The 25,285-nt window shown below is 67.6% G+C and carries 27 protein-coding genes; 11 read left to right on the forward strand and 16 right to left on the reverse strand.

Annotated elements, in window-relative coordinates:
* Positions 1–77 precede the first annotated feature (77 nt).
* From yihA to rpmH, 5 genes are read right to left on the reverse strand one after another with little or no spacing between them, the layout of a single operon-like run.
* Positions 78–740: a ribosome biogenesis GTP-binding protein YihA/YsxC gene (gene yihA / locus ACO07K_RS24465; protein ID WP_422032513.1), complete on the reverse strand. Its 663-nt coding sequence runs from the start codon at positions 738–740 to the stop codon at positions 78–80.
* Positions 740–2,557, reverse strand: a complete 1,818-nt coding sequence (yidC, locus tag ACO07K_RS24470; RefSeq protein WP_422032515.1) for a membrane protein insertase YidC — start codon at positions 2,555–2,557, stop codon at positions 740–742. Before yidC ends, yihA begins: the two co-directional genes overlap by 1 nt.
* Positions 2,558–2,581: 24 nt before the next feature.
* On the reverse strand, positions 2,582–2,848 hold the full coding sequence (gene yidD, locus ACO07K_RS24475) for a membrane protein insertion efficiency factor YidD (RefSeq protein ID WP_422032517.1): 267 nt from the start codon (positions 2,846–2,848) through the stop codon (positions 2,582–2,584).
* A gap of 52 nt (positions 2,849–2,900) precedes the next feature.
* Entirely contained in the window at positions 2,901–3,272 is a 372-nt protein-coding gene (gene rnpA, locus ACO07K_RS24480) for a ribonuclease P protein component (protein WP_422032519.1), read from the reverse strand.
* 5 nt (positions 3,273–3,277) lie between these two features.
* On the reverse strand, positions 3,278–3,412 hold the full coding sequence (gene rpmH / locus ACO07K_RS24485; protein WP_068199953.1) for a 50S ribosomal protein L34: 135 nt from the start codon (positions 3,410–3,412) through the stop codon (positions 3,278–3,280).
* A 113-nt stretch (positions 3,413–3,525) separates the two neighbouring features.
* On the opposite strand from rpmH, the gene ACO07K_RS24490 reads away from it, so the two are divergent.
* The 4 genes from ACO07K_RS24490 (at position 3,526) to ACO07K_RS24505 (ending at position 7,815) form a co-directional block, all read left to right on the forward strand.
* Complete coding sequence (locus ACO07K_RS24490) at positions 3,526–4,173, forward strand: glutathione S-transferase family protein (protein ID WP_422032521.1); 648 nt, start codon at positions 3,526–3,528, stop codon at positions 4,171–4,173.
* Positions 4,174–4,238: 65 nt separating this feature from the next.
* A complete protein-coding gene (locus ACO07K_RS24495) occupies positions 4,239–4,946 on the forward strand; it encodes a TVP38/TMEM64 family protein (protein ID WP_422032523.1) in 708 nt (235 codons plus the stop codon).
* A 10-nt stretch (positions 4,947–4,956) separates the two neighbouring features.
* Positions 4,957–6,372 carry a dihydrolipoyl dehydrogenase family protein gene (locus ACO07K_RS24500; RefSeq protein ID WP_422032525.1) on the forward strand — a complete coding sequence of 472 codons (1,416 nt, stop codon included), beginning with the start codon at positions 4,957–4,959 and terminating at the stop codon, positions 6,370–6,372.
* 9 nt (positions 6,373–6,381) lie between these two features.
* Positions 6,382–7,815, forward strand: coding sequence for a sensor histidine kinase (locus tag ACO07K_RS24505; protein ID WP_422032527.1), 1,434 nt, complete (start codon positions 6,382–6,384; stop codon positions 7,813–7,815).
* 9 nt (positions 7,816–7,824) lie between these two features.
* Here the strand turns inward: ACO07K_RS24505 and ACO07K_RS24510 are convergent, their stop codons facing one another.
* Positions 7,825–8,574, reverse strand: coding sequence for a DUF1499 domain-containing protein (locus tag ACO07K_RS24510; RefSeq protein WP_422032528.1), 750 nt, complete (start codon positions 8,572–8,574; stop codon positions 7,825–7,827).
* A gap of 88 nt (positions 8,575–8,662) precedes the next feature.
* Between ACO07K_RS24510 and ACO07K_RS24515 the strand changes: the two genes are divergently transcribed.
* Positions 8,663–9,559, forward strand: coding sequence for a DMT family transporter (locus ACO07K_RS24515; protein ID WP_422032530.1), 897 nt, complete (start codon positions 8,663–8,665; stop codon positions 9,557–9,559).
* 189 nt (positions 9,560–9,748) lie between these two features.
* On the opposite strand, the gene ACO07K_RS24520 is transcribed toward ACO07K_RS24515, so the two are convergent.
* From ACO07K_RS24520 to ACO07K_RS24530, 3 genes are read right to left on the reverse strand one after another with little or no spacing between them, the layout of a single operon-like run.
* Entirely contained in the window at positions 9,749–10,171 is a 423-nt protein-coding gene (locus ACO07K_RS24520; protein WP_422032532.1) for a cupin domain-containing protein, read from the reverse strand.
* 4 nt (positions 10,172–10,175) lie between these two features.
* Complete coding sequence (locus ACO07K_RS24525; protein WP_422032534.1) at positions 10,176–10,796, reverse strand: glutathione S-transferase; 621 nt, start codon at positions 10,794–10,796, stop codon at positions 10,176–10,178.
* Between the two features lie 30 nt (positions 10,797–10,826).
* Positions 10,827–11,930, reverse strand: a complete 1,104-nt coding sequence (locus ACO07K_RS24530) for a malate/lactate/ureidoglycolate dehydrogenase (protein ID WP_422032536.1) — start codon at positions 11,928–11,930, stop codon at positions 10,827–10,829.
* Between the two features lie 184 nt (positions 11,931–12,114).
* On the opposite strand from ACO07K_RS24530, the gene ACO07K_RS24535 reads away from it, so the two are divergent.
* Positions 12,115–14,559, forward strand: a complete 2,445-nt coding sequence (locus ACO07K_RS24535; RefSeq protein ID WP_422032538.1) for a DUF3772 domain-containing protein — start codon at positions 12,115–12,117, stop codon at positions 14,557–14,559.
* The gene (locus ACO07K_RS24540) at positions 14,540–15,598 is read left to right on the forward strand and encodes an alpha/beta fold hydrolase (protein WP_422032540.1); all 1,059 of its coding nucleotides are present in this window, start codon (positions 14,540–14,542) and stop codon (positions 15,596–15,598) included. The genes ACO07K_RS24535 and ACO07K_RS24540 overlap by 20 nt, the downstream gene beginning before the upstream one ends.
* A 129-nt stretch (positions 15,599–15,727) precedes the next feature.
* On the opposite strand, the gene ACO07K_RS24545 is transcribed toward ACO07K_RS24540, so the two are convergent.
* Genes ACO07K_RS24545 through ACO07K_RS24565 form a run of 5 tightly spaced genes read right to left on the reverse strand, consistent with a single transcriptional unit; the run spans position 15,728 to position 20,261 of the window.
* Entirely contained in the window at positions 15,728–16,252 is a 525-nt protein-coding gene (locus ACO07K_RS24545; protein WP_422032542.1) for a UGSC family (seleno)protein, read from the reverse strand.
* A 13-nt stretch (positions 16,253–16,265) separates the two neighbouring features.
* Positions 16,266–17,708, reverse strand: a complete 1,443-nt coding sequence (locus ACO07K_RS24550; protein ID WP_422032544.1) for a thioredoxin family protein — start codon at positions 17,706–17,708, stop codon at positions 16,266–16,268.
* Positions 17,701–18,672: an alpha/beta fold hydrolase gene (locus tag ACO07K_RS24555; RefSeq protein ID WP_422032546.1), complete on the reverse strand. Its 972-nt coding sequence runs from the start codon at positions 18,670–18,672 to the stop codon at positions 17,701–17,703. Before ACO07K_RS24555 ends, ACO07K_RS24550 begins: the two co-directional genes overlap by 8 nt.
* 9 nt (positions 18,673–18,681) lie before the next feature.
* Positions 18,682–19,605, reverse strand: coding sequence for a fatty acid desaturase (locus ACO07K_RS24560; RefSeq protein ID WP_422032548.1), 924 nt, complete (start codon positions 19,603–19,605; stop codon positions 18,682–18,684).
* Positions 19,587–20,261 (reverse strand): MSMEG_1061 family FMN-dependent PPOX-type flavoprotein, encoded by a 675-nt coding sequence (locus ACO07K_RS24565; RefSeq protein ID WP_422032550.1) that lies wholly within the window; start codon positions 20,259–20,261, stop codon positions 19,587–19,589. The genes ACO07K_RS24560 and ACO07K_RS24565 overlap by 19 nt, the downstream gene beginning before the upstream one ends.
* 109 nt (positions 20,262–20,370) lie before the next feature.
* On the opposite strand from ACO07K_RS24565, the gene ACO07K_RS24570 reads away from it, so the two are divergent.
* Complete coding sequence (locus ACO07K_RS24570) at positions 20,371–20,700, forward strand: hypothetical protein (RefSeq protein ID WP_422032552.1); 330 nt, start codon at positions 20,371–20,373, stop codon at positions 20,698–20,700.
* A gap of 6 nt (positions 20,701–20,706) precedes the next feature.
* A complete protein-coding gene (locus tag ACO07K_RS24575) occupies positions 20,707–21,009 on the forward strand; it encodes a hypothetical protein (protein ID WP_422032554.1) in 303 nt (100 codons plus the stop codon).
* 147 nt (positions 21,010–21,156) lie between these two features.
* Here ACO07K_RS24575 and ACO07K_RS24580 read toward each other — a convergent pair whose 3' ends face one another.
* Positions 21,157–22,038, reverse strand: a complete 882-nt coding sequence (locus ACO07K_RS24580; protein ID WP_422032556.1) for a hydrogen peroxide-inducible genes activator — start codon at positions 22,036–22,038, stop codon at positions 21,157–21,159.
* A 114-nt stretch (positions 22,039–22,152) separates the two neighbouring features.
* Between ACO07K_RS24580 and ahpC the strand changes: the two genes are divergently transcribed.
* Entirely contained in the window at positions 22,153–22,722 is a 570-nt protein-coding gene (ahpC, locus tag ACO07K_RS24585; protein ID WP_422009167.1) for an alkyl hydroperoxide reductase subunit C, read from the forward strand.
* 118 nt (positions 22,723–22,840) lie between these two features.
* The gene (gene ahpF / locus ACO07K_RS24590) at positions 22,841–24,421 is read left to right on the forward strand and encodes an alkyl hydroperoxide reductase subunit F (RefSeq protein WP_422032558.1); all 1,581 of its coding nucleotides are present in this window, start codon (positions 22,841–22,843) and stop codon (positions 24,419–24,421) included.
* A gap of 357 nt (positions 24,422–24,778) precedes the next feature.
* Here the strand turns inward: ahpF and ACO07K_RS24595 are convergent, their stop codons facing one another.
* On the reverse strand, positions 24,779–25,189 hold the full coding sequence (locus tag ACO07K_RS24595; protein ID WP_422032560.1) for a nuclear transport factor 2 family protein: 411 nt from the start codon (positions 25,187–25,189) through the stop codon (positions 24,779–24,781).
* Between the last annotated feature and the right edge of the window lie 96 nt (positions 25,190–25,285).

The following is a 25,285-nucleotide window of genomic DNA, read 5'->3' on the forward strand; positions in this document are numbered from 1 at the left end:
AGGATCTCGCGCTAGCTACGGAGTCCTTTGGTCGCCTAGTCAGGTCCTTCGCTTCGCTCAGGACGACAGACCGAAGCCTAAACCTGGGCGACCGCGAAAATGTCGGCGCGGAGTTCGGGAATGCCGAAGCCGGTCTCGCTGCTGGTCGGCAGCACCTCGGGATGGGCGGCGCCGTGCTTGCGGGCCACCGCCTCGGCAGCCTTCACGGCGGCGGCGACGTCGGAGGCCCGCAGATAGTCGGTCTTGGTCAGCAGGAGCTGGTAGGAGACGGCGGCGCTGTCGAGGTTGCGCATGGTCTCGCGGTCGCTCTCCTTCACGCCGTGCCGGCCGTCGATCAGCACGAAGATGCGCATCAGGGTCGGGCGGCCGCGCAGATAGGCCGAGGCGAGGTCCTGCCACGTCTCCTTCATCGAGCGCGAGACCTTGGCGAAGCCATAGCCCGGCAGGTCGACCAGCATCAGCCGGTCGGCCAGGTTGAAGAAATTGACCTGGCGCGTGTGGCCGGGATTGCCCGACACGCGCGCCAGGGTGCGCCGGCCGGTGAGCGCATTCACCAGGCTCGACTTGCCGACATTGGAGCGTCCGGCGAAGGCCACTTCCGGCAGCGAGATGCCGGGCAGCGATTCGATCGACGCGGCGCCCGAGACGAAGTCGCAGGGGCCCGCAAACAGCTTGCGGGCCGCCTCGATCTCTTCGGGCGTACGGCCTTCCTCTTCGGCGTCGGGTGACTTGTCGGGCATCAGTTCTTCTTGCCGGAGCCCTTGCCGCCCTTCTTTTCGTTGGAGGGAGCCGCCGGCGCCGGGGTCGCCGGTACCGCCTTGCCGCCGATCGGCGCGCCGTGACGGCGCATGATCATGTACTGCTGCGCGATCGAGAGCGTGTTGCTCCACGCCCAGTAGATCACCAGGCCGGCGGCGAAGGGCGCCAGCATGAAGGTGAACAGGATGGGCAGGAACTGGAACACGCGCGCCTGCACCGGATCGGTCGGCTGCGGGTTCAGCTTCTGCTGCAGATACATCGTGACGCCCATGATCATGGGCCAGATGCCGATGTTGAAGAAGTGCAGGAACGACGGGACATCCCACGGAACCATCCCGAAGCCGGTCAGGATCGTGAGCGGATCGGGCGCGGAGAGGTCCTTGATCCAGCCGTAGAACGGCTGATGGCGCATCTCGATGGTGGTGTAGAGCACCTTGTAGAGCGCGAAGAACACCGGGATCTGCACGAGGATGGGCAGGCAGCCCGCCGCCGGGTTCACCTTCTCGCGGCGATAGAGCTGCATCAGCTCCTGGTTCATGCGCTGGCGATCCTCGCCGTAGCGCTCTTTGAGCTTCTCCATCTCGGGCTGGAGCCGCTTCATCTTGCTCATCGCCGCATAGGACTTGTTGGCCAGCGGGAAGAACACGGCCTTCACGATCACGGTCAGCACCAGGATCGACAGGCCGAAATTGCCGAGATGCACGTAGAGCCACTCGAGCAGCCAGAACAGCGGCTTGGTGAAGAACCAGAACCAGCCCCAGTCGATCGTGAGGTCGAACTTCGCGATGCCGTACTTGTTCTCATAGTCGGAAATCACCCGCACGATCTTCGCGCCGGCGAACAGCTTGGCATCCGTCGTGACATTGGCACCGGGAGCGACCGTCACGCCGCTCGCCACATAGTCGACCTGGTATTTCACGTCGGCGCCGGCGCCGGTCTGCTTGATCGAGACGTCGACCTTCGACTTCTGGTCCGGCACGAGCACCGACATCCAGTACTTGTCGGTGATGCCGACCCAGCCGCCGGTGGTGGCGATCTTCTGCTGCTTGTTGCCCTTGAAGTCGGAGTAGCTGAACTCTTTCAGCGTATCGTTGAAGACGCCGTAGGGACCCTCGTGGAGGATGTACATGCCCTCATAGGTCGGCTCGCCGTAGCGGACGATGAGGCTCCACGGGAAAAGGGTCACCGGCTTGTCGGTCTTGTTGTCGACGGTCTGCTTCACGTCGAACATGAAGAACTCGTCGATCGAGACCGTGAGGCCGAACACCAGACCTTCGCCATTGTCCCAGGTCAGTTTGACCGGCTTGCCGGGCGCCACCGTCGGTGCCTCGGCCGTCCAGACCGTTTCCGGGCCCGGCACCTTGATCGCGGCGTCCGAGGAGGACCAGCCGAACTCGGCATAGTAGGGATGCGCGCTGCCGACCGGCGACAGGACCGGTACCGGCGGGCTCTTGGGATCGATGGTCTCGCGGTATTTGACGAGCTGCACGTCGTCGATGCGCGCGCCCTTGAGCGAGATCGAGCCGACGAGCTCGGCCGTATTGAAGGTGACGCGCGGCGTCAGCGCGACGGCATCGCCGCGGCTGACCACGGGCTGCTGCATCGGCGTGGTGCCCGGACCGGGCTGCGTGCCGGGCGTGCCCGGCTGACCGGCCGGGGCGGCAGGCGCGCCCGACTGGCCGGCCGTCTGCTGCTGGGCCGTGTTGGTCGCCTGTTTGGACGGCGGGAACGCCACCTGCCAGCCCACGATGATCAGCACCGAAAGGACGATGGCGACGATAAAATTCTTCTGATCCATTGGTCGGCGATCTTTCGTGGCGCGTCAGAAGCGCCGGGCAGGGTGACAGGAAAGCGGCGCACGCGAGCGGGCGGCAGCCGGCGGAACGGGGTCAAAGCCACCGGCGCCCCAGGGGCCGCAGCGGCACAGGCGATGGGCGGCGAGCCAGCTTCCCCGCAGCGCGCCATGCTTCGACACGGCTTCGACCGCGTAGGCCGAGCACGAAGGCTCGTAGCGGCAGGCACCGACGAAGAAGTAGGCGAGCGTGAGTTGGTAGAAGCGAATCGCGCCGCGCAGGACCAGGGACATCATGCGGCCCGGAAACTGGCGATTTAAGCGGCCCGGCGCAAGCTGCCAATGCACGTCATGGCGTCGCTAGGGGGGCAGCGAGGGCCTTGAGGCGCCGCAGGGCCTCCTGCAACTCGGCCCGCATCGCCAGGAAGTCGCGGCCGATGGCGCCCTGGCGGCCCACCAGCACATAATCATGGTCGGCCCGGGCCGCGTCGGGGATGACCTCGCGCGCGATCTCGCGCAGGCGGCGGCGCACCCGGTTGCGCACCACGGCATTGCCGACCTTGCGACTCACGGTGAAGCCGACCCGGATCGCAGGACCGCCGAGATCGGCGGGTGTGGGTGCCGTTTGCAGCACGAATCCGGGCATGGCACATCGCCGCCCGGCCTGGACGCGCAGGAAGTCGCTACGATTCGGCAGACGCCCGAGGCGCGCCGCAGCCAATCGGACTAGGCCGACAGACGCTTGCGGCCGGACCGGCGGCGGTTCGCGATGACCTTGCGGCCACCGACGGTCGCCATACGGGACCGGAATCCGTGCCGACGGGCGCGGACCAGCTTGCTCGGCTGATAGGTGCGTTTCATGACGCAACTCCTTAAACACAACAAAGCTCCCGCGCGGTGCACCGGGAGCAAATTCCGTGGGCGAGGGTAATAAGCGTGTGACCCTTCGGAGTCAACGAGGGCTAGGATGGCCCATGGCCCTCGTTCTTCATAGCTACCGCTACAGCGTCTATGTCCGCATCGTCCGCCTGGTCCTGGCCGAGAAGGGGCTGGCCTACGAAAGCGTGGAGGTGAACCCGTTCTCGGCCGATCTTCCGCCCGACTATCTCGCGCTTCACCCGTTCGGCCGGGTGCCTGCCCTCGTCCATGACGGCTTCGCCCTCTATGAGACCGGCGCCATCATCCGATACCTGGACCGCCTCTTTCCCGCTCCGGCCCTCCAGCCAACCGACCCGAGGCGGCTCGCGCGCATGGACCAGATCATGGGCGTGGTCGACGCCTACGCCTACTGGCCGCTTGTCCGGCAGGTCTTCGTCCACGATGTCGTTCGACCTCATATGGGCACGGCGGGCGATGCCGAGGAGCTGGAGAAGGGTCTGCAGGCCGCCGCCAAGGTGCTCGACGCGCTGGAGGACCTGGCCGCAGCGGAGCCCTGGCTGACGGGCCCCGAGATCTCGCTCGCCGACTTTCATCTGGGGGCGATGGTCGCCTACTTCGCGCAGTCCGCGCGCGGGGCCGAGCTGCTGGCCCGACGACCACGACTCTCGGCATGGTGGCAACGATTCAGGGCTCGTCCGAGTGTCGCCGCCACGGCCCCCAGCTTGCCAATCACTCAGGCGTGACAGCATGTGCTTTGAGGATCGGACCCGCAGCGTCAATATCGAGGCGGGGGGAGACGAAAGGCCAGATGGATACGTCGACACTGCGCCGGCTGCTGCCGGTGGCGATCCTGCTGGTCGGGCTGGCCGCCTTCCTGCTGCTCGGGCTCGAGCGTTATGTCTCCTACGACATGCTGGTCCGCCACAAGGCCACGCTGACGACGTGGGTTGCCGACCATCGCCCACTGGCGGCACTTGCCTTCCTGCTGGCCTACGCGGTCATGGTGGCCTTCTCGCTGCCCGTCGCCGTGCTGGCGACTCCGGTCGGCGGCTTCCTGTTCGGTACCTGGGCGGGCGCCGGCCTGTCGGTGATCGGCGCGACCCTGGGTTCGATCGCGGTGTTCCTGGCCGCACGCTACGCCTTTCGCGATCTCTTCCGGGCCCGCGCCGGCGCAACGCTGGCGCGCTTCGAGGAAGGATTCCGGGAAAGCGATTTCAACTATCTCCTGTTCCTGAGACTGGTCCCCGTATTTCCCTTCTGGCTGATCAACATCGTGCCGGCCCTGCTCGGAATGAGACTGAGAAACTATGCGCTCGCAACGATGATCGGCATCGTACCGGCCTCGATCATCTATGCGGGCGTCGGGGCAGGCCTCGGCGCCGTCCTGAAGCGCGGCGAGCACCCCGATCTCGGCATCATCTTCGAATGGCGCATTCTGCTGCCGCTGCTGGGCCTTGCCGTGCTGGCACTCCTGCCCGTCGTCTTCGCCCGCCTGCGCCGGCAGCGCTCCCCGTGAGATGAGCGCCATGCTCACCCCCGACGTCTGCATCGTGGGCGGCGGCTCGGCCGGGCTCGTGGCGGCAGCGGGCGCCGCGCAACTCGGCCTCGATGTCGTGCTGATCGAGCGCGGGCTGATGGGCGGCGACTGCCTCAATTACGGCTGCGTCCCCTCGAAGGCATTGATCGCAGCGGCCAGGGCGGCACAGGCGCAGCGCAGCGGCGCGATCTTCGGCATCGCCCCGGTCGAACCCACCGTCGATTTCGGCAAGGTGATGGATCACGTCGCCGGCGTAATTGCGTCCATCGCGCCCAACGACTCGGTCGAGCGCTTCGAAAAGCTCGGCGTGGGCGTCCTGCGCGAGGAGGCGCGCTTCACCGGCCGCACCGAGCTGCAGGCCGGCGGCCATCGCATCCACAGCAAGCGCATCGTGCTCGCGACCGGCTCCCGTCCGACCTTGCCGCCCGTGCCGGGTCTCGCCGACGTGCCGCACTTCACCAACGAGACCATCTTCGCCAACCGCGTTCTGCCCTCGCACCTCGTGGTGCTGGGCGGCGGCCCGATCGGACTGGAGATGGCGCAGGCCTTCCGGCGGCTGGGCGCCCGGGTCACCGTGCTGGAAGCGGCGACCTGCCTTGCCAAGGACGATCCCGAACTCTCAGCGATCGTCGTCGCCCGCCTGCGCCGCGAAGGCGTGACGCTGCACGAGAAGACGAAGGTCGCGCGGATCGAACGCACCGCGGGCGGGATCGCAGCCGTGCTCGAGCCCGGCGGCCGCGTCGAAGGGTCCCATCTCCTGGTCGCGACGGGGCGTGCCCCGACGGTCGACGGTCTCGACCTCGACAAGGCCGGGGTCGCCCACGACAAGCGCGGCATCACGGTCGACGAGTCCCTGCGCACGTCCAACCGCAACGTCTGGGCGATCGGCGACTGCAACGGCCGCTACGCCTTCACCCACATGGCAGGCCATGAGGCCTCGCTGTTCATTCGCGGTGCCTTGTTCCGCGCCCCTGCCCGACTGGATCCCGGCATCGTGCCGTGGGCGACCTACACCGATCCCGAACTGGCGCAGGTCGGCCTCAACGAGCGCGACGCGCGAGCGCGGCACGGCGACGGCGTCAGGGTGCTGCGCTGGACGTTCGCGGACAACGATCGCGCGCAGACCGAGCGCGAGACCGACGGTCTGGTGAAGGTGATCGCCGACCGACGCGGTCGGGTCTTGGGGGCGGGCATCGCGGGGCCGCAGGCCGGCGAACTGATCCAGAGCTGGTGCCTGGCCCTCTCCGGCCGGCTGAAGATCTCGACCCTGGCGAGCTTCGTGCCGCCCTATCCGACGCTCGGCGAGATCGCCAAGCGGGCGGCCGGGAGCTACTACAGCGAAACCCTGTTCGGACCACGCACGCAGTTGCTCGTCCGGTTTCTCGCGCGATTGCCGGTCTGGTAGAAGCAAGCGATGACTGCCGACGTCACCCTGCCGGCCGAGACCGCCCGCCGCCCTGCGCGCCGCCTGACCGCCACCTTCGGCCTGTCCTGGCGTATCCTGGGCCTCGTCATCGTCGCCGTGATGACGGCCGAGGTGGCGATCTTCCTGCCGTCGATCGCCCGCTTCAGGCTGGTCTATCTCGAACAGCTGATCGAGAGCGGCACGCTGGCGGCCCTGGCCCTCGATGCGACACCCGACAATATGGTGACGGAGCAGGTGAAGGGATCGCTGCTCGCCCATGCGCGCGTCGAGGCGGTGGTGCTCCTCGAGCCGAACAAGCCCAAGCGCGCCCTGATGAACATCGAGCCCCGGCCCGAGATGCAGGGCTTCAACCTGAAGGACCGCGGAGCGCTCGGCCTGATCCTGGATGCCCTGGAAGCGATGGCGCGCGACGGCTCGCATCTCATCCGGGTCGGTGGGGAATCGGTCCGGCTCCCCGGCGCCATGGTCTGGATCGTCCTGGACGAGCGCCCGATGCGGGCGGCGATGTATGGCTACACCAGCCGCATCCTCATCCTGTCGATCATCGTCGCGCTGTTCACCGCTTCGCTCCTCTATCTGACGCTGCGCTGGCTGGTCGTGCGGCCATTGCAGGATCTCTCGGCGGCGATGGTCGCCTTCCGTCGGGCGCCGGAAGAAGGCGTTTCGGAGCGCGCGCCCGTGCGACGCAACGACGAGATCGGCGTGGTCGATCACGAGTTCCAGATCCTGCAACGCGAGCTGCGCGCGTCGCTGCGCCAGAAGTCGCGCCTGGCCGAGGTCGGCGCGGCGACCAACAAGATCAACCACGACCTGCGCAACATGCTCTCGACCGCGCGGCTGCTGTCGGATCGCCTGGCGCGCAGCGACGACGAGCGGACGCGGGCGCTCGCGCCGACCATCCTCAGCACGATCGACCGTGCCGCGCGCCTCGCCAGCGACGCCATCGAATATGTCCGGGAAAAGCCGTCGCCCCGGCTGGCCGAAGTCGATCTCGCCGACCTCGTCGACGAGGTGGGCGTGGCGCTGCAGGAGCAGGGCGAGGACAGGGATCCCAATATCCTGCGGAGCTGGCTGAACGAAATCGGCGACAGAGGCATCGCGCGCTGCGACCGCGACCTGCTCTACCGGGTGTTCATCAATCTCGGACGCAACGCCTTCGAAGCCGGCGCGACGAGCGTGACCATCCGCGCCCGGCGCAGCGCCGGCTCCCTCCTGATAGAAGTCGCGGACAACGGGCCCGGCATCCCCACGGCGGTCGCAGGGCAACTGTTCCGGCCCTTCACCACCGGTGGGCGGCAGGGAGGCACCGGCCTCGGCCTCGCGATCGCCCGCGACCTGGTGCGCCTGCATGGTGGTGACATCGCCCTGATCGCATCCAACGAGCGCGGCACACTCTTTGGCTTCAACCTGCCGACCGCCTGAAGCCTCCCGTCACCCTTCGCTCTTCAGTCGGGCGAGAAAGGCCCGGACGCGGTCGACATTGCCGCCGAGATCCGCCTCCCCGTTGCGACTCTTCGAGCGGATGTCGATCCGGCTGCCGGTCCCCTGGGGGCGAACCCTGACGACGATGTCGTCGCGAAAGCCGAACCAGGGGCTGGTCACGGTCGCTTCCAGCCGGCCGTCTGCCGGCACGCGCGCCACGATCTCCCAATTGAGAGCGGCCGCCACGCGCTCGACGCGCTTGAAGGCCTCGGCCGGCGGGACCGCGAGCGTGACGGGTTCGATGTCGGGGAAGGCGGCGCGCTGCAGGGCGGCATTCTCTTTGGGATAGGCCGGCGGATTGGGTGCCCCGCGCCGCAATTGCGCCGTCGCCACCAGCGGCGGGGGCGTGGCCGTGTCGGTCGTGATGTCGTTGATGGCGGGCCGGTGCTGTGCCTGCAGGAACCAGTGCAGCGGGACCCAGGCGCCGGCGGCGCCGATCACGATGGCAAGGAAGGCGGCGACGCTGCCTCGGCGACGATCGCCGGGGCGGGCGGGAAGGATGGTGGCCAGTCCCAGCGCGACGCCGGCCACCGTCAGATAGAAGCCGTAGCGGAAGACCGCGATTGCAGCCTCTATGTCGAGACCGAGAAAGCGGTGCAGCGGCCCGGAAACGGCGACGATCAGCGACCCCACGGTCGCTAAGATGAAGGCGATACGCGCCAGTCGATGACTGATCGGATTGGTCGGCCTAACGAACATCCAGGCTCCGCTGCAATCTTATCGTAACCGTGAATCGACGTCCGCGCATCTGCTCGACAATCCCCGTCCCGTTCTCTATGCGGCCCCAATGACCACAGCCGACACCGTCCGGCGCCGCGCCATGGCGGCGGGCCTGATCTCGATCTGCCTGTGGAGCTCGCTCGCTCTTCTATCCGTTTCGGCCGGACCGATCCCGCCGTTCCAGATGGTCGCGATGACCTTCGCGGTCGGTGCCGCCATCGGCATCGTGCGCGCCCGGGCCAACGGGGTCGGCTGGGCCGGCCTCGTGGGCTGGCCGGCGCGCGTCTGGCTGCTCGGGATTGGCGGCCTGTTCGGCTACCACGCGCTCTACTTCGCGGCGCTGCAGCTCGCGCCGCCGGCCGAGGCCAACCTGATCAACTACCTGTGGCCACTCCTCATCGTGCTGCTCTCGGCGCCGCTGGCCGGCGAGCGGCTGCACTGGCCGCATCTCGCCGGCGCCGCGCTGGGTTTCTCGGGCGTGGCCCTGCTGGCGTTCGGCCGCGGACTGAGCTTCGCCGACAACCATGCGCTGGGCTACCTGCTGGCGCTGGGCTGCGCCTTCGCCTGGTCGATCTATTCGGTTCTGTCGCGCCGCTTCGGGGAAACACCGACCGACGCCATCGCCGCCTTCTGCGCCGCCTCGGCCCTGCTCTCGCTCGTCTGTCATCTCGCTTTCGAGCACACCGTGTGGCCCGCCACCGGCACGGCCTGGCTCGCGGTCCTCGCGCTGGGCCTCGGTCCGGCCGGCTCGGCCTTCTATTTCTGGGATCACGCCGTGAAGCGCGGCGACATCCGCGCGCTGGGGGCGATCTCCTATGCGACGCCCATCCTCTCGACCGCGATCCTGGTTGCCTTCGGACTTGCCGAGCCCAGCGGCACGCTGATCGCCGCGGCGCTGCTGGTCACGGCGGGCGCCGCGCTGGCCTCGCGCGAACTCTGGAAGCGTCAGAGTCTTTCCGACTGAGCCGGAATCCTATTGGACCTCCCAAAATCCACCTCACCCTGAGGAGCGCTCCGCAGGAGCGCGTCTCGAAGGGTGAGCACGAGCACCGCGTTTGTTGCCCATCCTTCGAGACGGCGCGGAGTTTACCCCGAGGTATCCGAGGGGGGCCTCCTCAGGATGAGGGTGTCTGGGTGAACCTGAAACGGAAGTCTAGGCGCCAGGCTGCCAGCCGGGCGGGGCGAGTTCGAAGCCCGCGAAGTCGAAGGCCGGGGCCACGGTGCAGCCGACCAGCGTCCAGTGGCCGAGCGAGCGGGCGGCCTGCCAGACGCCGCGCGGGACGACGATCTGCGGCGTCTCGCCCAGACCGAAGTCGCGGCCGAGGCGCAGGTGCCGCGCCGTGCGACCATCGTCGCTCATCGCCAGCTCGAGCGGCGCGCCGTCATAGTGATGCCAGACCTCGTCGGCATCGACCCTGTGCCAATGCGAACGCTCCCCCGCCTTCAGCAGGAAGAAGATCGCGGTGCTGGCGCCGCGACCACCTTCTCCGGCAGCGGCGCGGAAGGTCTCCCGGTAGTGCCCGCCCTCGGGATGCGGCTGCAGGCCGAGGCGGGCGATGATCTGGTCGGCGGTCATGACGTCAGGCCGGCGGCGGAACCGTGGCCTTCATCGACGGCGTCTTGGCGAAGGCAGTGAACCACTTGGCGAGCTTCGGCCGCTTGGCGCGCCAGTCATGATGCCCGAAGCGGAAGTCGAGATAACCCAGCGCGCAGCCGATCGAGACGGTGCCGATGGTGGGCTTGCCCTTGAGCGCCTTGGATTCGGCCTCGAGCTGGTCGAGCACGCCGTCGATCTTCTTCATCTGGCCCTTCGACCAGTCGGGCCAGCGCTTCTCCTCCGGCCGCAGGAAGCCTTCGTAGCGGGCGAGCAGCGCGGCATCGAGCAGGCCGTCGGCCATGGCCTGCTGGCGCAGCGCCATCCAGCGCTCGCGGCCCTTGCGCGGAAACAGCTTGCGGCCCTTGTGCTGGCTGTCGAGATACTCGCAGATCACGGGCGAATCGAAGAGGTCCATGTTCTTGGTCGACAGCGCCGGGATCTTGCCGATCGGATTGTGCTTGTCGACGTCGGCATTGGGCGCCACCGGCGTCAGGGCCACGTTGACCATGTCCATCTTCTTGTCGAGGCCGGCCTCGATCGCCAGCACCCTGACCTTGCGGGCATAGGGTGACGACGGCGAGTAGTAGAGCTTCATCTTGGCCATGGTCGGTCTCTCCTGTCGGCTCCGGTCGCGTCAGGCGCCGGCCATCTGCGGGATATCCGTGTCGTTCAAGCGCACCTTGCGGGCCGTTTCGACGAGCTGCTGCCAGGTGGTCGTGTCGATCGGCACGCCGTTCTTCTGGCGATCGAGCCTGCGCGCCCGCTCGGGCTCGCCCGGCACCAGCACCTCGGCGACGCCGGGCTGCGGCTTGGCCGACTTCACCCAGTCGATGAAGGTGTCGACCTCGTCCTCGAAGAAGGCGGTGCCGCCCATCGAGTCGGGATCGATGATGATCGACAGCATGTTGTTGATGATGTCGGTGCCGTTCTTCTTGATCGTGCGCGGGCTGTGCGTGCGACCACCGGTCAGCGCGCCGGCCAGCAGGTCGCAGATCACGGCCAGGCCGCCGCCCTTGTGCAGGCCGAACGGCAGGATGGCGCCGTAGGGCGGATTGTACATGACGCCCGGCTCGGTCGTGGCGTTGCCGGCGGCATCGATCAGGAGGCCCTCCTCCATCTGGATCTTCTTGTTGTTGGCGACCCGCACCTTGCCCATCGCCACCTGGCTGGTCGCAAAGTCGAGCACGATCGGCTCCTGACCCTTGCGCGGAATGGCCGTGCAGTAGGGATTGGTCGTGAAGCGCGCCTCGGCGCCGCCGAACGGCGCAACCAGCGACTTGTGGCCGTGCACGTTCACCCAATGGGTGCTCACCATGCCGGCGCGCGCGCACTGCTCGCCCCAGTGACCGATCCGGCCGATGTGATGGGAGTTCTTGAGGCCGACGACGCAGACACCGTGCTTCTTCGCCCGCTCGATGCCGATGTCCATCGCCTCCTTGGCGATGACCTGGCCGTACCCCGCGCCGCCCTCGACCACGATCACCGCGCCGTTGTCGCGATCGATCGTGGCGTGGTGGTTGCGCTTGCAGGCGCCGTTGAGGGTGTTCTGGATATAAGACGGCATCATGCCGACGCCATGGCTGTCATGGCCGAACAGGTTGGCCAGCACGAGATGGTCGGCCACGAGCTTCGCCTCTTCGGCGGAGCTGCCGTCGGCCCGGCAGATCGCCATGGTGAAAGCGTGCAGCCGGTCGGGCTCGATGCGGATTTCGCCCACGGATCCTTGCCCCTCGGCCATCTCTCGTCTCCCCTTCACATTTCGGGCGGCAAGGTTCCGCGTCGCCACGACGCTGTCAACGCCGAAGCGGCGCCCTGATTTCGCCCTTCTGCCCGGCCAGACAGTCTGCGTCGTGGCTTGCTCCGGGCCACCCGTGGTAGTGACCATGCAAAGCCATTCGTCGTTTCCAGGATTTGCGCACCGAATGCGGTCTCTCGTTCGCCTCGCATGGTTCGCGCTGCTCTTCGCAAGCGTCGCGGCTTCCGCCCAGACCGTGCCGCAGCCGCAGCGGCCCTTCAGTCAGCTCGCCGAACTCTGGGGTCGCCAGCTCGACCGCATCGCCACCCGCACCGAGCAGGCCGACCTGTTGCCGGTCGAGATCGACAGTTTGCGCGAGCAGACGACCGACGTGCGCACCGCCGCAATGGCCGCCGCCGCCTTCGCCCGCAGCGACCTTGCCGACACAAAGAAGCTCCTGGCCCCGCTCGAACTGAAGCCCGGCGCCGACGCACCGCCGGAAACCGATGCCGTCAAGGCAGACCGCGAACGGCTCACCGAACAGGCCACGATTGCCGAGAGCCGGGTCAAGCAGAGCGAGGTGGTGATCGCCCGCGCCGACCAGCTGCTGGAGCGGCTGACCAAACTGCGCGGCGAACTGGTGTTGCGAACCCTTCTGCGCCGCGACCCGTCTCCGCTCTCGCCCGGCGTATGGCACAAGATCGGCCCCCAGTTCATGGCTTCGGTGAAGACGCTGACCGGAGCGATGGCGAACTGGAGCCAGGAGGGCTTCCTCACCCTGAGCGCCGGCAGCCCCGAACTGGTGCCGCTTGGCCTGTGGGCCGCGCTCACCATCATCCTGTGGTGGGTCGGGCGCGCCCTGCGCCGGCGCTTCGGCCGGGGTGGCACGCACATCGACGCGCGGCGCGACCAGACCATCGTCAGCGCCATCGATGGGCTGGGCCTCGTGCTCGTCCCCATCCTGGCGGTGTGGCTGATCGGAAAGCTCCTGCTCGCGAGCAATCCGCCGTCGCCGATCGACGCCCTGATCCCCGAAGCCGTGGGCCGCCTCATTCTGCTGCTGCTGGTGTTCGGCATGACCGCCGCAGCCCTGTCGCCGGAACGCCCCGAATGGCGCGTCCTGCCGTTCAGCGACGACAGCGCCCACTACCTGTCGCGGGCGCTGAGGCGCCTCTACTCGATCAGCCTGCCGCTCGAATTCGTCTACCTCGCGCTCAGCCGCGGCGAGGGCCGCGATGCGGTCGCCTCGGTCGGCGCCGTCGTGCTGACGGCCGTCGTGGCCATGCTCAGCCTGTCGACCCTGTCGAACCGCGCCTGGCACGCCGACCGCCCCGAGGGCTCCGAACTGCCGCCGATGATCGGCGGGACCTGGTGGGCGGTCGCACGCCTGCTGCTGGTCGTCGCCGTCCTGTCGTCGATCGTCTGCTCGCTGATCGGCTACGCGACCCTGGGCGCGCACCTGCATACCGCGATTTCGACGACCTGCCTGCTGATCGCGATCGCCTTTCTTCTGCACAAGCTGGTGGCCGATCTCCTCGACGCCGCAGCCGCCCCGGGCACCCCCTCCGGCACCTTCGTCCGCAGCGCCTTCGGCCTCGCGCCCGACAGCACGCTGCGCGGCCAGTATCTGGTGCTGCTGGTGTTCGACGCCGCCCTGGTCCTGCTGCTGGCGATCGCCATTCCGGCGGCCTGGAACGTCGACACCGATGCGATGATCGACGGGATGAGCCAGCTCGTGCGCGGCGTCAAAGTCGGCGGCGTCACCATCTCGCTCGGCAATGTCGGCATGGCGATCGTCGCCTTCTTCGTGTGCATGCTGCTGGCGCGTCTTGTCCGCAGCGTCGTGCGCGACCGCGTGATGCCGACCGTCGAGGCGCCGCTGCCGCTGCGCCAGTCGATCGATGCCGGGCTCAACTATGCCGGCGTGATGATCGCCATCCTGGTGAGCATCGGCGCGCTGGGCGTGGACTTCACCAACCTGGCCATCGTTCTGGGCGCGCTGTCGGTCGGCATCGGTCTCGGACTCCAGAACATCGCCAACAACGTGATCTCCGGCGTCATCCTGCTGGTCGAACGGCCGATCAAGGCGGGCGACTGGGTGACGGTGAACGGCCACGAGGGCTTCGTGCGGCGCATCAACATCCGGGCGACGGAAATCGAAACGTTCCAGCGCACGCACGTCATCGTGCCCAACAGCCTGTTCCTGCAGAATCCGGTCGTCAACCGCACCTATTCCGACACGTCGAGCCGCCTCGAGATCAAGCTGATCGTGCCGGTCAGCTCCGACGTCGACGCCATGGAGGCGATCCTGCGCGAGGCGGCGCTGGGGCACGCCCGCGTGCTGCGCATCCCGGCGCCGATCGTGCGTTTCGTCAAGGTCGGGTCCGACGGGCTCGAGTTCGAGCTGTTCGTGTTCGTGGCGCGCCTCGAGGACCGGCTGATCGTGACCAACGATCTCAACCGCGCCATCCTGGCCAAGCTGATCGAGCAGAAGATCCTCAATCCAGGCGCTGTGCCGGAAATCAGGCTGCGCGGCCTCGACAAGGTGAACTTCTCGCTGCACGCCGATCCTTCGCCGGAGGCGAAGGAGACCTCGAACGACAGGCCGGGCGATGGCCCCGCGGCGGCGTAGGGACGAGGCGCCGCCCCGGCGCTGGCCGCTCTATGCGTTGTTCGCCGCGGCGGTGTTCGCGGGCGTGGCGATGTGGGCCTACGCGCCGTCGCTGCCGCCGGAGACCCTGATCGCGCGCTACGCCAACGACCGTTCGCGCTTCGTCGATGTCGGTGGCGTCAACGCCCATGTCCGCGAACAGGGCAATCCCGACGGGGTGCCCATCGTGCTGATCCACGGCTCGAACGGCTCGCTGCACATGTGGGAGGGCTGGGCGCGCGAGCTGGGCAAGGAGGCGAGGGTCATCTCCGTCGACCTGCCGGGCCATGGCCTGACCGGCACCTGGCCGCGCGACGAGTACACGGTCGAGGCCTATGCCGATTTCATCGAGGTGCTGATCGACACGCTGCACCTCGACAAGGTCGTCGTGGCCGGCCATTCGCTGGGCGCCGCCGTCGCCTGGACCTTCGCGGCCACGCGGCCCGATCGTGTCATCCAGCTCGTGCTGGTCGATGCCGCCGGCTATCCGCGCCAGGATGGCAGCGCGCCGCTGCCGACCCGGCTGGCCCGCACACCGCTCGTCGGCGACATCGGAATCTACTTCAAGCCGGAGGGCGTGGTCCGCCGGTCGCTCGCCGACGCCTATGCCGATCCCGCGATGGTGACGACCGAGCGGGTCAAGCGCTATGCCGAGCTGCAGCGCTTCCCCGGCAACCGCGAGGCGACGCTGCAGCGTGCCCGCACCCAGGAGCCGCTCGATCCGACGGTGCTGAAGCGCCTCGACGTGCCCACCCTGATCATCTGGGGCGCCAAGGACCGCTGGGTGCCGGTCGCCGATGCCTTCCGCTTCCAGGAGGACATCAAGGGCGCCAAGCTCGAAATCTTCGAGAATCTCGGCCACAACCCGATGGAAGAAGCGCCGCGCGCGACCGCCGCCGTCGTCGCGGCCTTCATCGCCAACGCGCCGCTGCCGCCGCAGTCGAGCGCCCCGGTGGAACCCGACGCGGACGTCACCGTCGACGATATCGTCCAACCGGCGATCGTGCCGGAAAAGGATTAGGCGGCAGCAGCTGGAGGCGACGGTCCCCACACTTGTCATCCTGAGCGAAGCGAAGGATCTCTCGCCGGCCACGCAGTCCGTTGGTCGCTCCGCCAAGTCCTTCGCTGCGCTCAGGACGACAGTTTTGTCCTAAGCGCTCTTCAGCAGCGCCATCACTTGGGTGAAGGCGCGGTCGGCGATCTCGTCGATCTCGGCCCGGGTGCGGTTCTGGATCGGATGCGGCACGTAGACGACCGCCGGTTCGAAGCCCAGCGCATCGCTCTGCGCGGTGACGCCGTCCACGAACTCGGTGGTCACGATGTTGACGCCGGGCAGGCCGCGGCCGTCGAGACTATGTAGGTCGTGCAGACTGCACGATGTGCAGGAGCCTCAATCGCTTAAGGCGATCACCGCGAGCTGTGCCTCGGCCGCGATGGTCTGCAGCACCGACGCCGGCGCGACCTTGGTGTTGGTGGGCTTGCGATAGCGCTTCGTGGCCACGCCGGCCGACTTGAAGTGGCCCTCGAGCCGGTCGAGGAACACCGCGCCCCCCGACTTGCCGATATCCATCAGCGCCACGACCTTGCCGTCGAGCGACGGCGGCGGGGCGAGGCGGGCGCGGCGCGTCGGCGAAGTCTCGGCCGTGGGATCGCGCAGCTTGCTCGAATAGTTCATGAACCGGTGTCCTTCAGCGAATCTCGTGGGTGACGGCCTGGCATTCCTCGCGCACGCGCTGTCCGGGCCAGCCGCCGATGATGGCCGAGAATAGACCGGCGGGGCCGCCGGCGCGAACGATCAGCAGACCGTCAGGCGGAAACTTGTCGACGATCTTGTCGGCCATCGAGGCGGGCAGCCCTTCCGCCACACCCTGGGCGCCGTGGATCAGGTCGCGGCCGGGCCGCTTCAGGGCCTGATAGAGCGCGTCCTCGATGCGCCGGCGGTTCCAGCCACCCTCCTTGAAGATTCTGTAGTGCTCGGGCGAGAGCACCAGCACGGCGTTGCCCGAGTCGCAGAGCTTGGGATGGCCGACCCCGAACAGGCCCATCGCCAGCGAGCGCGCGAGCTCTTCCGGCGTGCGGGATTTCTGGTCGATGAAGCCGTGCACGCCTTCGGCATGGAACAGGGTGACGGCGCTCTTGCCGGCCGCGATGCCGCGCCGCTGCGCCAGCGGCTCCCAGTCGGGATCGGATTCGTCCTCGGCAAAGCAGAACGTGTACTTGCCTGGGTTGCCCAGGGTCGCGCGATCCATGCCGCCGGGCAGGCCGCCGCCGACGTTGCGCACGATGAGCTGCAGCGCCCGGCCGATCGTGGCATTGGCGCGGTTGCCCTGGCCAAGCGCGTTGATGCCGGAGTTCATGCCGACCGCCTTGGCGGCCGGTCCGTTGATGATCACCAGCGGTCCGGCAAAATGCGTGGTGCAGAGCAGGCCGTGCAGCACGAACAGCGGATCGAGCGCGGCCTCCAGCACGCCCAGCACGACCGGCATGTATTCCGGCTTGCAGCCCGCCATCACGGCGTTGATCGCCACCTTCTCGACGGTGCAGGGCGCAAGATTGGGCGGGATCAGGCCCACGATCTCGTCGGGCTTGCGGTCGGTGCCGCCCAGCATGCGCAGGATGCGCTCGTCGGTCGGCGGCACGACGGGCAGGCCGTCGCTCCAGCCGCGCTCGAAGCAGGCCTCGATCGGATCGTCCCATTCGCCGACCGGAATCTCGCGAGACGCCAGCCCGGGATCGCCATAGCGCGCGATCAGCGCTTCCTGCACGCCGGGCTCGACGCTGCGCGAACCGCAGCCGGGCTGCCACGCCGGCAGGCCTTCGCCCGCGGCCGCTTCGCCGGCGAGGCGGGTCCATTCGGCGCGATCCCAGCCCACGGTGCGCCCGACCTCGCGACCGCCTTCGTAGCGGATCAGGGTCGGCACGGCTTCGATGTTGAGATGAAACGAACGTTCGAGCTGCTGGTCGTCGAGCACGCGGCCGACGCCGGCGGGAAAGGCCGGATCGTCCTGGGTGATGACGGTGAGCGGGCCCACTTTGTCGAGGCGCTGCATCACCGGCTCGACCAGCACGCAGGTGTGGCACTCGTGCTTGGCGACGATCACCAGCCCGTCCGCGGGCAGTACCTCAATCATTCAGCAGAGCCTCCACCTGGGCATCGATGAACGCGGCATCCTGGGGATTGTCGCGTGGGTTGCCGGCGCGATGACCCCATACGGACGGGATCTCCACCAGCTTCCCGTATTTCAGATAAGGCAACTCTTCCCTGTTGTCGTCGGTCTGGAAATAGAGATCGGTGGCCGACGGCATGAGCAGCACCTTGGCCTTGATGCCGGAAAGCGCCATCTGCAGATCGCCGCGATAGAGATCGTTGGCGGCGATGTCGCCGTTCTGCCACGTGAAAAGCTGGGCCAGCAGGTCGTGCATGTCGCGCCGCAGGAAGTTGGCTTCCCACGACCGCACGAGGAAATCCTCGAGACTGTCGAAGCCCAGTCCGCGCCACATCTCGCGGCGATAGAAGGTCTGGCTGAGCGCCCAGCCGGCATAGATGCGGCCCATGGCGCGCAGACCCTGCTGCGGCGTCGCGGCGGCCTGCAGGGTGGTGCGGATGCCTTCGAGGAAGACGAAATTGTGCGGTGCGGTCTTCGCCGAACCGCAATTGACCACGATGCGCTCGACCGCCTCGCCGAACAGCGCGCCCCAGTGATAGGCCTGCTGGGCACCCATCGACCAGCCATAGACCAGCTTCAGCCGGTCGATGGCGAACAGCTCCAGCAGCATCTGCCGCTGCAGCATGACGTTGTCGTAGGTCGTGACCTCGGGAAAATCCGGCGTGTTGGACGGCGACGACGACAGGCCGTTCGTCAGCATGTTGGGAATGACGATGAAGTAGCGGCTGGGATCGAGGCAGTGCCGGACGTCGACCAGCCACTCGATATCGGTGTGATGGGCGCCGTAGCTGGTCGGGTAGAGGATGACGTTGTCGCGTTTGGGCGACAGCGTGCCGTAGGTCTTCCACACGATGCGGGCCTGCTTCAGGGTGCCGCCGCGCTGCAGCCGTACATTGTCGGCCGCCCAGGTTCCTTCGTTCGTCCGCATGCTTCGACCTTAGCGGAAGCTGCGGATGATCTCCCCATGTGTCTGGGTATAGCTCCTGGCCACGTATTTCAGGTGTGACCGCAGGTGCCGGTGCGCCTCGGGCAGGTGGTGGAACGGGATATTCGGCAGCAGGTGATGTTCGGCGTGGTACGGCAGGTTCCACATCAGGAAGCGCACGACCGGATTGGACAGGGTCGTGCGCGTGTTGGCGAAACCGTCGTCGCTGTTGGGGCACAGCGTGTGCTCGGTCAGCAGATAGAGCCGCAGCAGGGGCAGGCCGACCAGCAGCGGGAAGAACCAGACCCACAGCAGCACGTCGGTGCGCAGCAGGATCGAGCCCACGATCAGCACCGCATAGAGGGCGAGCAGCCAGCGGCCCCAGCGCCGCACCTCGGGCCAGGCCTGGTCGTGGATGTAGGTGACGTCGCCCTTGAAGCCGAACGGGAACAGGAAGATGTCGCGCACGCGGATCATCAGGAACGGGATCGCGCTCACGCGGAAGAGATAGCTGCGCCACCCGGTCGGCGTGACCGAGGTGATCAGCTCGGGATCGCGGTCGGGATCCTGCGTATAGCGGTGATGGGCGAGATGATAGTGCCGGTAGAAGCCGGCATTGTTCAGGATCGCCGCGCCCGAGAAGAAGGCCAGCAGGTCGGCCATCCAGCGCGTCTTGAACGAGCCGTAATGCACCGATTCGTGCATGGCCCCGAACAGCGAATTCACGAAGATGCCCTGCAGCAGCAGCGCCGGCAGCACCCACCAGGTGCCGCGCGTCTCGAGCACCAGCCAGCCGCCCAGCACCAGCAGCGCGAGATGCGCACCGGTCTGGATCAGGCCCTTGGTATCGTCGCGGGCATAGAGGCGCTTCAGCACCTCCGCCGGCACCACCCGCATCTGGCGGGCGCGCTGGCCGGTTACTGTATAGGTGCCCATAGACCTTCCTTGTATGCGTGTTCGGTGACCGCCTCGCGCTTCTTCTTCTCGTCCTCGCTCAAGCCGATCTGGTCGCCGACCATGCGCGCGATCGAGGGGAAGGTGCCCTTGGGCTGGACGTAATCCGGCGCCCACAGGCGCGAGCGCAGCAGCGCCTTGGCGCAATGCAGGTAGGCCTGGCGGACCGAGACGACGATGGCGCATTTCGGCGCCTTGCCCTGCACCGCCATCGAGTCGAGCAGCGCCGGATCGACCGAGAGGCGCGCGGTGCCAGCCACCCGCACCGTCTCGTTGACGCCCGGCAGCAGGAAGATCAGCGCGACCTCGGGGTTCTCCAGCAGATTGCGCAGCGTATCGAGCCGGTTGTTGCCCGGCCGGTCGGCCAGCGCGATCGTCTTGTCGTCGAGCACCTTGAACGAGCCCGGCGGATCGCCGCGCGGGGTCACGTCCTGCTTGCCCGAGGCATCGGCGGTGGCGATCAGGCAGATCGGCGACAGGGCGATGAAGCGGCCCATATGCGCATCGATGCGGCCGATGTCCTTGACCGCGGCGGTCACACTGACCGGCGCGTAGGAGGCAACCAGCGCCCGCGCACCCGCCTCGTCGAGCAGCGCCGGTTCCGTCGGGGGAGCCGAAAAGGGCAGCGAATCGGGCATTTTCTAGACCTCCGGAATTTGCAAGGCAGGGTAGCAGGCACCCCCCTCCGGCGAAACCATCTGGCGCGAGGAGTCGTTGGTCCACCAGTCACAGCAAAAGGAGGACCAGATGAGCAATTACGATCCGAACCTGGGTCCGGGCCGTCCGGGCTATGATCCGACCGATCCGTACCGTGATGCGCCGGACAGCGGTCGTCCGGGCTACATCCTGCTCGCCGCCCTGGCGGGCGTCGCCCTGGTCGGCGGCTTTCTCTACTTTGGCAATCCGCAGAACAGCGCCCTCGGCCCCGAGCAGGCGCAGGCCCCGGCCCCGATCGAGCGTACGGTGACGGACACGCCGGGCGTCACGCCTGACGCGGGTCGCCCGACCTCGATCCCGATCCCGGCCAACCCTGCGTCCCCGGCTCCGGCCACGACGCCGGCGGCTCCTCAGGAGTAAGGGGCAATGAGCGATTATGACCCCAAGCTCGACAAACCCGCCTACGAGGACGTGGCTTTCGAGCCGCGCTCCCCGAGCCGAGGACTCTATCTGGTGGTGGGCGTGGTGGCCGCGATCGTGGCGGCAGCAGGCCTGATGTTCTTCTCGGGCGATCGCCCCGAGCGGACCGATCTGGCCCGCACCCCGGACCCGGCTTCGATCGACGCCCGGACCAACGAGACGCGGACTCCGACCGTCCCGAGAGTGGCGCCGATCCCGGCCACGCCGACACCGGAACCGATGACGCCGGCCCCGAGCCAGCAGCCGTAACGGCGGCAGCGCCTGGACAAAAAAATAGCCCGACCGCGAGATCCGCGGTCGGGCGCACAGGCCTTTAATCTCTGCAGATTCGAAGTAGCACGACCGCCTGTGGGACACGGCGAATCATTCCTGCAGAGCTGATCTGCTTCTTCTTCATTACATCGCGAGTTCGTCCTTCAGCGCGTCTCCCAGCGCACGGAACGTTTCGGCGCGGGCGGACGAACGCCGCCAGACCAGACCGATGCGGCGATTCGGGGCCGCTCCGATCAGCGGCCGAACCGTCACGTCGAGGCCGCGCAGGATCCCGGCGTCGAGCGCCATCTGCGGCATCAGCGTCACGCCCAGGCCGTTCGCCACCATCTGGGCCAGCGTATGCAGGCTGGTGCCGTTGAAGCCGGCATTGCGCCGCGCCCCCTCCAGTTCGCAGGCCGCCAGCGCCTGCTCGCGCAAGCAGTGTCCATCCTCCAGCAGCAGCAGGTTCTCGTCGGCGATGCTGGCCGCCGGGGTGTGGCCGGCGGGATAGACGATCGAGAAGCGGTCGGCACCGAGATCCATGACCTCGAGGTCGCCCAGCGCGTAGGGGAGCGCCAGCAGCACGGCGTCGAGCTCGCCCGAGTCCAGTCGCTCCAGCAACCGCGCCGTCTGGTCCTCGCGCAGATAGAGCTGCAGCTTCGGGAAGCTCTCGCGCAGGCGCGGCATGGCGCGCGGCAGCAGGAACGGGCCGATGGTCGGGATGACGCCGAGATGCAGCGGCCCCGACAGCGGATCGCGCGCCGCCTGGGCCACATCCATCAGATCCTCGGCGCCCTTCAAGAGGCCGCGCGCGCGCTCGGCGACCTTGCGCCCCAGCGCCGTCGGCACGACCGAGCGCTTGGTCCGCTCCAGCAGGGGCGCCCCCAGAAGCTCTTCCAGCTCCTGGATGCTGGCGCTGAGCGTCGACTGGCTGACGGTGCAGGCCGCCGCCGCCTGCCCGAAGTGGCAGCGATCCACCACCGCCACCAGGTAGCGGAGCTGTCGCAGTGTCGGGATAGGTTTCATGCTGGGCATATAATCGCTTTTAGCGATTATTCAATTCGGTATTTTGCGCTTTAAACGATCTTAGAATGCCCCTAAGTAACCGTTGCCAAGAGTTAACCTAGGAGTTTCAAGCCAATGTCCCTCATCAACACCGAGATCAAGCCGTTCAAGGCCACCGCCTTCCAGAAGGGCAAGTTCATCGACGTGACCGACGCCGACCTGAAGGGCAAGGGCAAGTGGTCGGTCGTGTTCTTCTACCCGGCCGACTTCACCTTCGTGTGCCCGACCGAGCTCGAGGATCTGGCCACCAACTACGCCGAGTTCAAGAAGCTGGGCGTCGAGATCTACAGCGTCTCGACCGACACGCACTTCAGCCACAAGGCGTGGCACGACACGTCGGAAGCCATCAAGAAGATCGAGTACGTCATGGTCGGTGACCCGACCGGCGCCATCACCCGCAACTTCGGCGTGATGATCGAGGAAGCCGGCCTGGCCGATCGCGGCACCTTCGTGGTCGACCCGGACGGCAAGATCCAGATCGTCGAGATCACCGCCGGCGGCATCGGCCGCGACGCCTCGGAGCTGCTGCGCAAGGTCAAAGCCGCACAGTACGTCGCCTCGCATCCGGGCGAAGTCTGCCCGGCCGCCTGGAAGGAAGGCGAGAAGACCCTCGCCCCCAGCCTCGACCTGGTCGGCAAGATCTGACGGCGTAGCCGTCATCCCGAGCGAAGCCGAGGGATCTCTTAGACGAAAAGAGATCCCTCCACTCCGCTTCGCTCCGGTCGGGATGACGGATTTGAAATTCAGTTCAGGAGTACCTCCCATGTTGGACGCCAACCTCAAGACGCAGTTGAAGGGCTATCTCGAGCGCCTGACCTTGCCGGTCGAGCTGGTGGCGTCGCTCGACGACGGCGCGAAGTCGGCCGAGCTGAAGGAGCTGCTGCAGGAGATCGCGAGCCTGTCGGACAAGGTGACCTTCGCCGAGGCCGACGAGGACATGCGCAAGCCCTCCTTCGCCATCGTGCGGCCCGGCACGGACATCTCGGTCCGCTTCGCCGGCATCCCGATGGGCCATGAATTCACCTCGCTGGTGCTGGCGCTGCTGCAGGTCGGCGGCCACCCGAGCAAGGAGGCGCAGGACACGATCGAGCGGGTGAAGGGCCTCGACGGCGACTACACGTTCGAGACCTATTTCTCGCTCTCGTGCCAGAACTGCCCCGACGTGGTGCAGGCGCTGAACCTGATGAGCGTGCTGAACCCGCGCATCCGCCACACCGCGATCGACGGCGCCCTGTTCCAGGACGAGGTCGAGAAGCGCGGCGTGATGGCCGTGCCCTCGATCTTCCTCAACAGCCTGCCGTTCGGCCAGGGCCGCATGAGCCTGGAGCAGATCCTGGCCAAGCTCGACACCGGCGCCGGCGAACGCGCGGCCGAGGAGATCGCGGCCAAGAAGCCCTACGACGTGCTGGTGGTCGGCGGCGGCCCCGCCGGCGCCGCTGCAGCCATCTACGCCGCGCGAAAAGGCATCCGCACCGGCATCGCCGCCGAGCGCTTCGGCGGCCAGGTGCTGGACACGATGGGCATCGAGAACTTCATCTCGGTCTCCCACACCGAGGGCCCGAAGATGGCCGCCGAGCTGGCCGCGCACGTGAAGGACTACGAGGTCGACGTGATGGACCTGCAGACCGCCACCAAGCTGATCCCCGCGACGCAGCCGGGCGGCCTGGCCACGGTCGAGCTGCAGAACGGCGCCACCTTGAAGGCCAAGACCATCGTGCTCTCGCCCGGCGCGCGCTGGCGGCAGATGAACGTCCCCGGCGAGGCCGAGTATCGCAACAAGGGCGTGGCCTACTGCCCGCACTGCGACGGCCCGCTGTTCAAGGGCAAGCGGGTGGCGGTGATCGGCGGCGGCAATTCCGGCGTCGAGGCGGCGATCGACCTCGCGGGCCTGGTGAGCCACGTCACGCTGATCGAGTTCGACAGCCAGCTGCGCGCCGACGCGGTGCTGCAGGCCAAGCTCCGCTCGCTGCCCAACGCCACGGTGATCGTCTCGGCGCAGTCGACCGAGGTGCACGGCGACGGCGCCCGGGTGACCGGCCTCGCCTACAAGGACCGCACCACGGGCGAGCAAAAGACGATCGAGCTCGAGGGCATCTTCGTGCAGATCGGCCTGGTGCCCAACACCGAGTGGCTGAAGGGCGCGATCGAGCTCAGCCCGCGCGGCGAGATCGAGATCGACGCCCGCGGCCAGACCTCGGTCCCCGGCATCTTCGCCGCCGGCGACGCCACGACCGTGCCCTACAAGCAGATCGTCATCGCCATGGGCGAGGGCGCGAAGGCCGCGCTGTCGGCCTTCGACCACCTGATCCGGAGCGAGCCGGTCGAGGTCAAGCAAGCGGCCTAGGAAGAACTTGCCGGGCGAGATCGAATCGCCCGGCTCCGAGCACACAAACCTCATCCTGAGGAGCGGTCCACAGGACCGCGTCTCGAAGGATGGGAACGAGCACCGCGTGTGTTGCCCATCCTTCGAGACGGCCACGAGTTTACCCCGAGGCATTCGAGGGGTGGCCTCCTCAGGATGAGGGGGTAGATCCCTCGAATCCGCTGCGCTCCGGTTCGGGCGGGGTAACCGCCCCGAGACGATGCGTAATTTTCTTGCGCGAATATCCGCCGATTCGGGGGTGCGACATTCCCTGCAGTTATTTCGTTTATTGCGGTTATTTCGTTTACGTACCCTCATCGGCGCCCGCCGCGCGCCTCTTCACCCCGGCATCTTGTCGATGAACCCGACCACCGACGCGAGCCGCCCGTCCGGCGCCACGGTGCAGAAATCGACGCCCTCGACGACCGAGGGGCCGTCGGCCGGACCCAGCGACCAGGTGAAGCGCAGATAGAGCCCCGCGGGGCTACCAGAGGGGCCGCCCAGGGAACCGCCATGGGCGTCGACCTTCGAGGTGCGCTTTAGCACGAAGCCCGGGAACTTCGCCTGCACGCCCGCCAGCATGGCGTCGATCCCGGCAGGCCCGTCGCCCGCCATCACCGGATCGCGGTAGATCCCCGTCTCGGTCCAGGCCGCCGCAAGGCCGGCGCGGCGGCGCGCGGGATCGGTCTCGTTCCAGGTGGCGACGTAGGCCTCGACGACGGCGTCCGGCGTGGCGGTGGGATGGGACATGGCTTCCTCCTGCGGATGGTTGATCCACGCGGGAGATAGGCCAGCACAGGCGAGGCGGCGATTGTCTGGGAGGTAATGAGAAGGTTCAAGATGGTC

The organism is Reyranella sp., assembly GCF_965228225.1.
Classification (GTDB): domain Bacteria; phylum Pseudomonadota; class Alphaproteobacteria; order Reyranellales; family Reyranellaceae; genus Reyranella.

What these genes read in the sequence shown, in the direction of transcription:
- yihA (WP_422032513.1), bottom strand. Translation starts at nt 740, where the DNA reads ATGCCCGACAAGTCACCCGACGCCGAAGAGGAAGGCCGTACGCCCGAA.
- yidC (WP_422032515.1), bottom strand. Translation starts at nt 2,557, where the DNA reads ATGGATCAGAAGAATTTTATCGTCGCCATCGTCCTTTCGGTGCTGATC.
- yidD (WP_422032517.1), bottom strand. Translation starts at nt 2,848, where the DNA reads ATGATGTCCCTGGTCCTGCGCGGCGCGATTCGCTTCTACCAACTCACG.
- rpmH (WP_068199953.1), bottom strand. Translation starts at nt 3,412, where the DNA reads ATGAAACGCACCTATCAGCCGAGCAAGCTGGTCCGCGCCCGTCGGCAC.
- ACO07K_RS24490 (WP_422032521.1), top strand. Translation starts at nt 3,526, where the DNA reads ATGGCCCTCGTTCTTCATAGCTACCGCTACAGCGTCTATGTCCGCATC.
- ACO07K_RS24495 (WP_422032523.1), top strand. Translation starts at nt 4,239, where the DNA reads ATGGATACGTCGACACTGCGCCGGCTGCTGCCGGTGGCGATCCTGCTG.
- ACO07K_RS24500 (WP_422032525.1), top strand. Translation starts at nt 4,957, where the DNA reads ATGCTCACCCCCGACGTCTGCATCGTGGGCGGCGGCTCGGCCGGGCTC.
- ACO07K_RS24505 (WP_422032527.1), top strand. Translation starts at nt 6,382, where the DNA reads ATGACTGCCGACGTCACCCTGCCGGCCGAGACCGCCCGCCGCCCTGCG.
- ACO07K_RS24510 (WP_422032528.1), bottom strand. Translation starts at nt 8,574, where the DNA reads ATGTTCGTTAGGCCGACCAATCCGATCAGTCATCGACTGGCGCGTATC.
- ACO07K_RS24515 (WP_422032530.1), top strand. Translation starts at nt 8,663, where the DNA reads ATGACCACAGCCGACACCGTCCGGCGCCGCGCCATGGCGGCGGGCCTG.
- ACO07K_RS24520 (WP_422032532.1), bottom strand. Translation starts at nt 10,171, where the DNA reads ATGACCGCCGACCAGATCATCGCCCGCCTCGGCCTGCAGCCGCATCCC.
- ACO07K_RS24525 (WP_422032534.1), bottom strand. Translation starts at nt 10,796, where the DNA reads ATGGCCAAGATGAAGCTCTACTACTCGCCGTCGTCACCCTATGCCCGC.
- ACO07K_RS24530 (WP_422032536.1), bottom strand. Translation starts at nt 11,930, where the DNA reads ATGGCCGAGGGGCAAGGATCCGTGGGCGAAATCCGCATCGAGCCCGAC.
- ACO07K_RS24535 (WP_422032538.1), top strand. Translation starts at nt 12,115, where the DNA reads ATGCGGTCTCTCGTTCGCCTCGCATGGTTCGCGCTGCTCTTCGCAAGC.
- ACO07K_RS24540 (WP_422032540.1), top strand. Translation starts at nt 14,540, where the DNA reads ATGGCCCCGCGGCGGCGTAGGGACGAGGCGCCGCCCCGGCGCTGGCCG.
- ACO07K_RS24550 (WP_422032544.1), bottom strand. Translation starts at nt 17,708, where the DNA reads ATGATTGAGGTACTGCCCGCGGACGGGCTGGTGATCGTCGCCAAGCAC.
- ACO07K_RS24555 (WP_422032546.1), bottom strand. Translation starts at nt 18,672, where the DNA reads ATGCGGACGAACGAAGGAACCTGGGCGGCCGACAATGTACGGCTGCAG.
- ACO07K_RS24560 (WP_422032548.1), bottom strand. Translation starts at nt 19,605, where the DNA reads ATGGGCACCTATACAGTAACCGGCCAGCGCGCCCGCCAGATGCGGGTG.
- ACO07K_RS24565 (WP_422032550.1), bottom strand. Translation starts at nt 20,261, where the DNA reads ATGCCCGATTCGCTGCCCTTTTCGGCTCCCCCGACGGAACCGGCGCTG.
- ACO07K_RS24570 (WP_422032552.1), top strand. Translation starts at nt 20,371, where the DNA reads ATGAGCAATTACGATCCGAACCTGGGTCCGGGCCGTCCGGGCTATGAT.
- ACO07K_RS24575 (WP_422032554.1), top strand. Translation starts at nt 20,707, where the DNA reads ATGAGCGATTATGACCCCAAGCTCGACAAACCCGCCTACGAGGACGTG.
- ACO07K_RS24580 (WP_422032556.1), bottom strand. Translation starts at nt 22,038, where the DNA reads ATGAAACCTATCCCGACACTGCGACAGCTCCGCTACCTGGTGGCGGTG.
- ahpC (WP_422009167.1), top strand. Translation starts at nt 22,153, where the DNA reads ATGTCCCTCATCAACACCGAGATCAAGCCGTTCAAGGCCACCGCCTTC.
- ahpF (WP_422032558.1), top strand. Translation starts at nt 22,841, where the DNA reads ATGTTGGACGCCAACCTCAAGACGCAGTTGAAGGGCTATCTCGAGCGC.
- ACO07K_RS24595 (WP_422032560.1), bottom strand. Translation starts at nt 25,189, where the DNA reads ATGTCCCATCCCACCGCCACGCCGGACGCCGTCGTCGAGGCCTACGTC.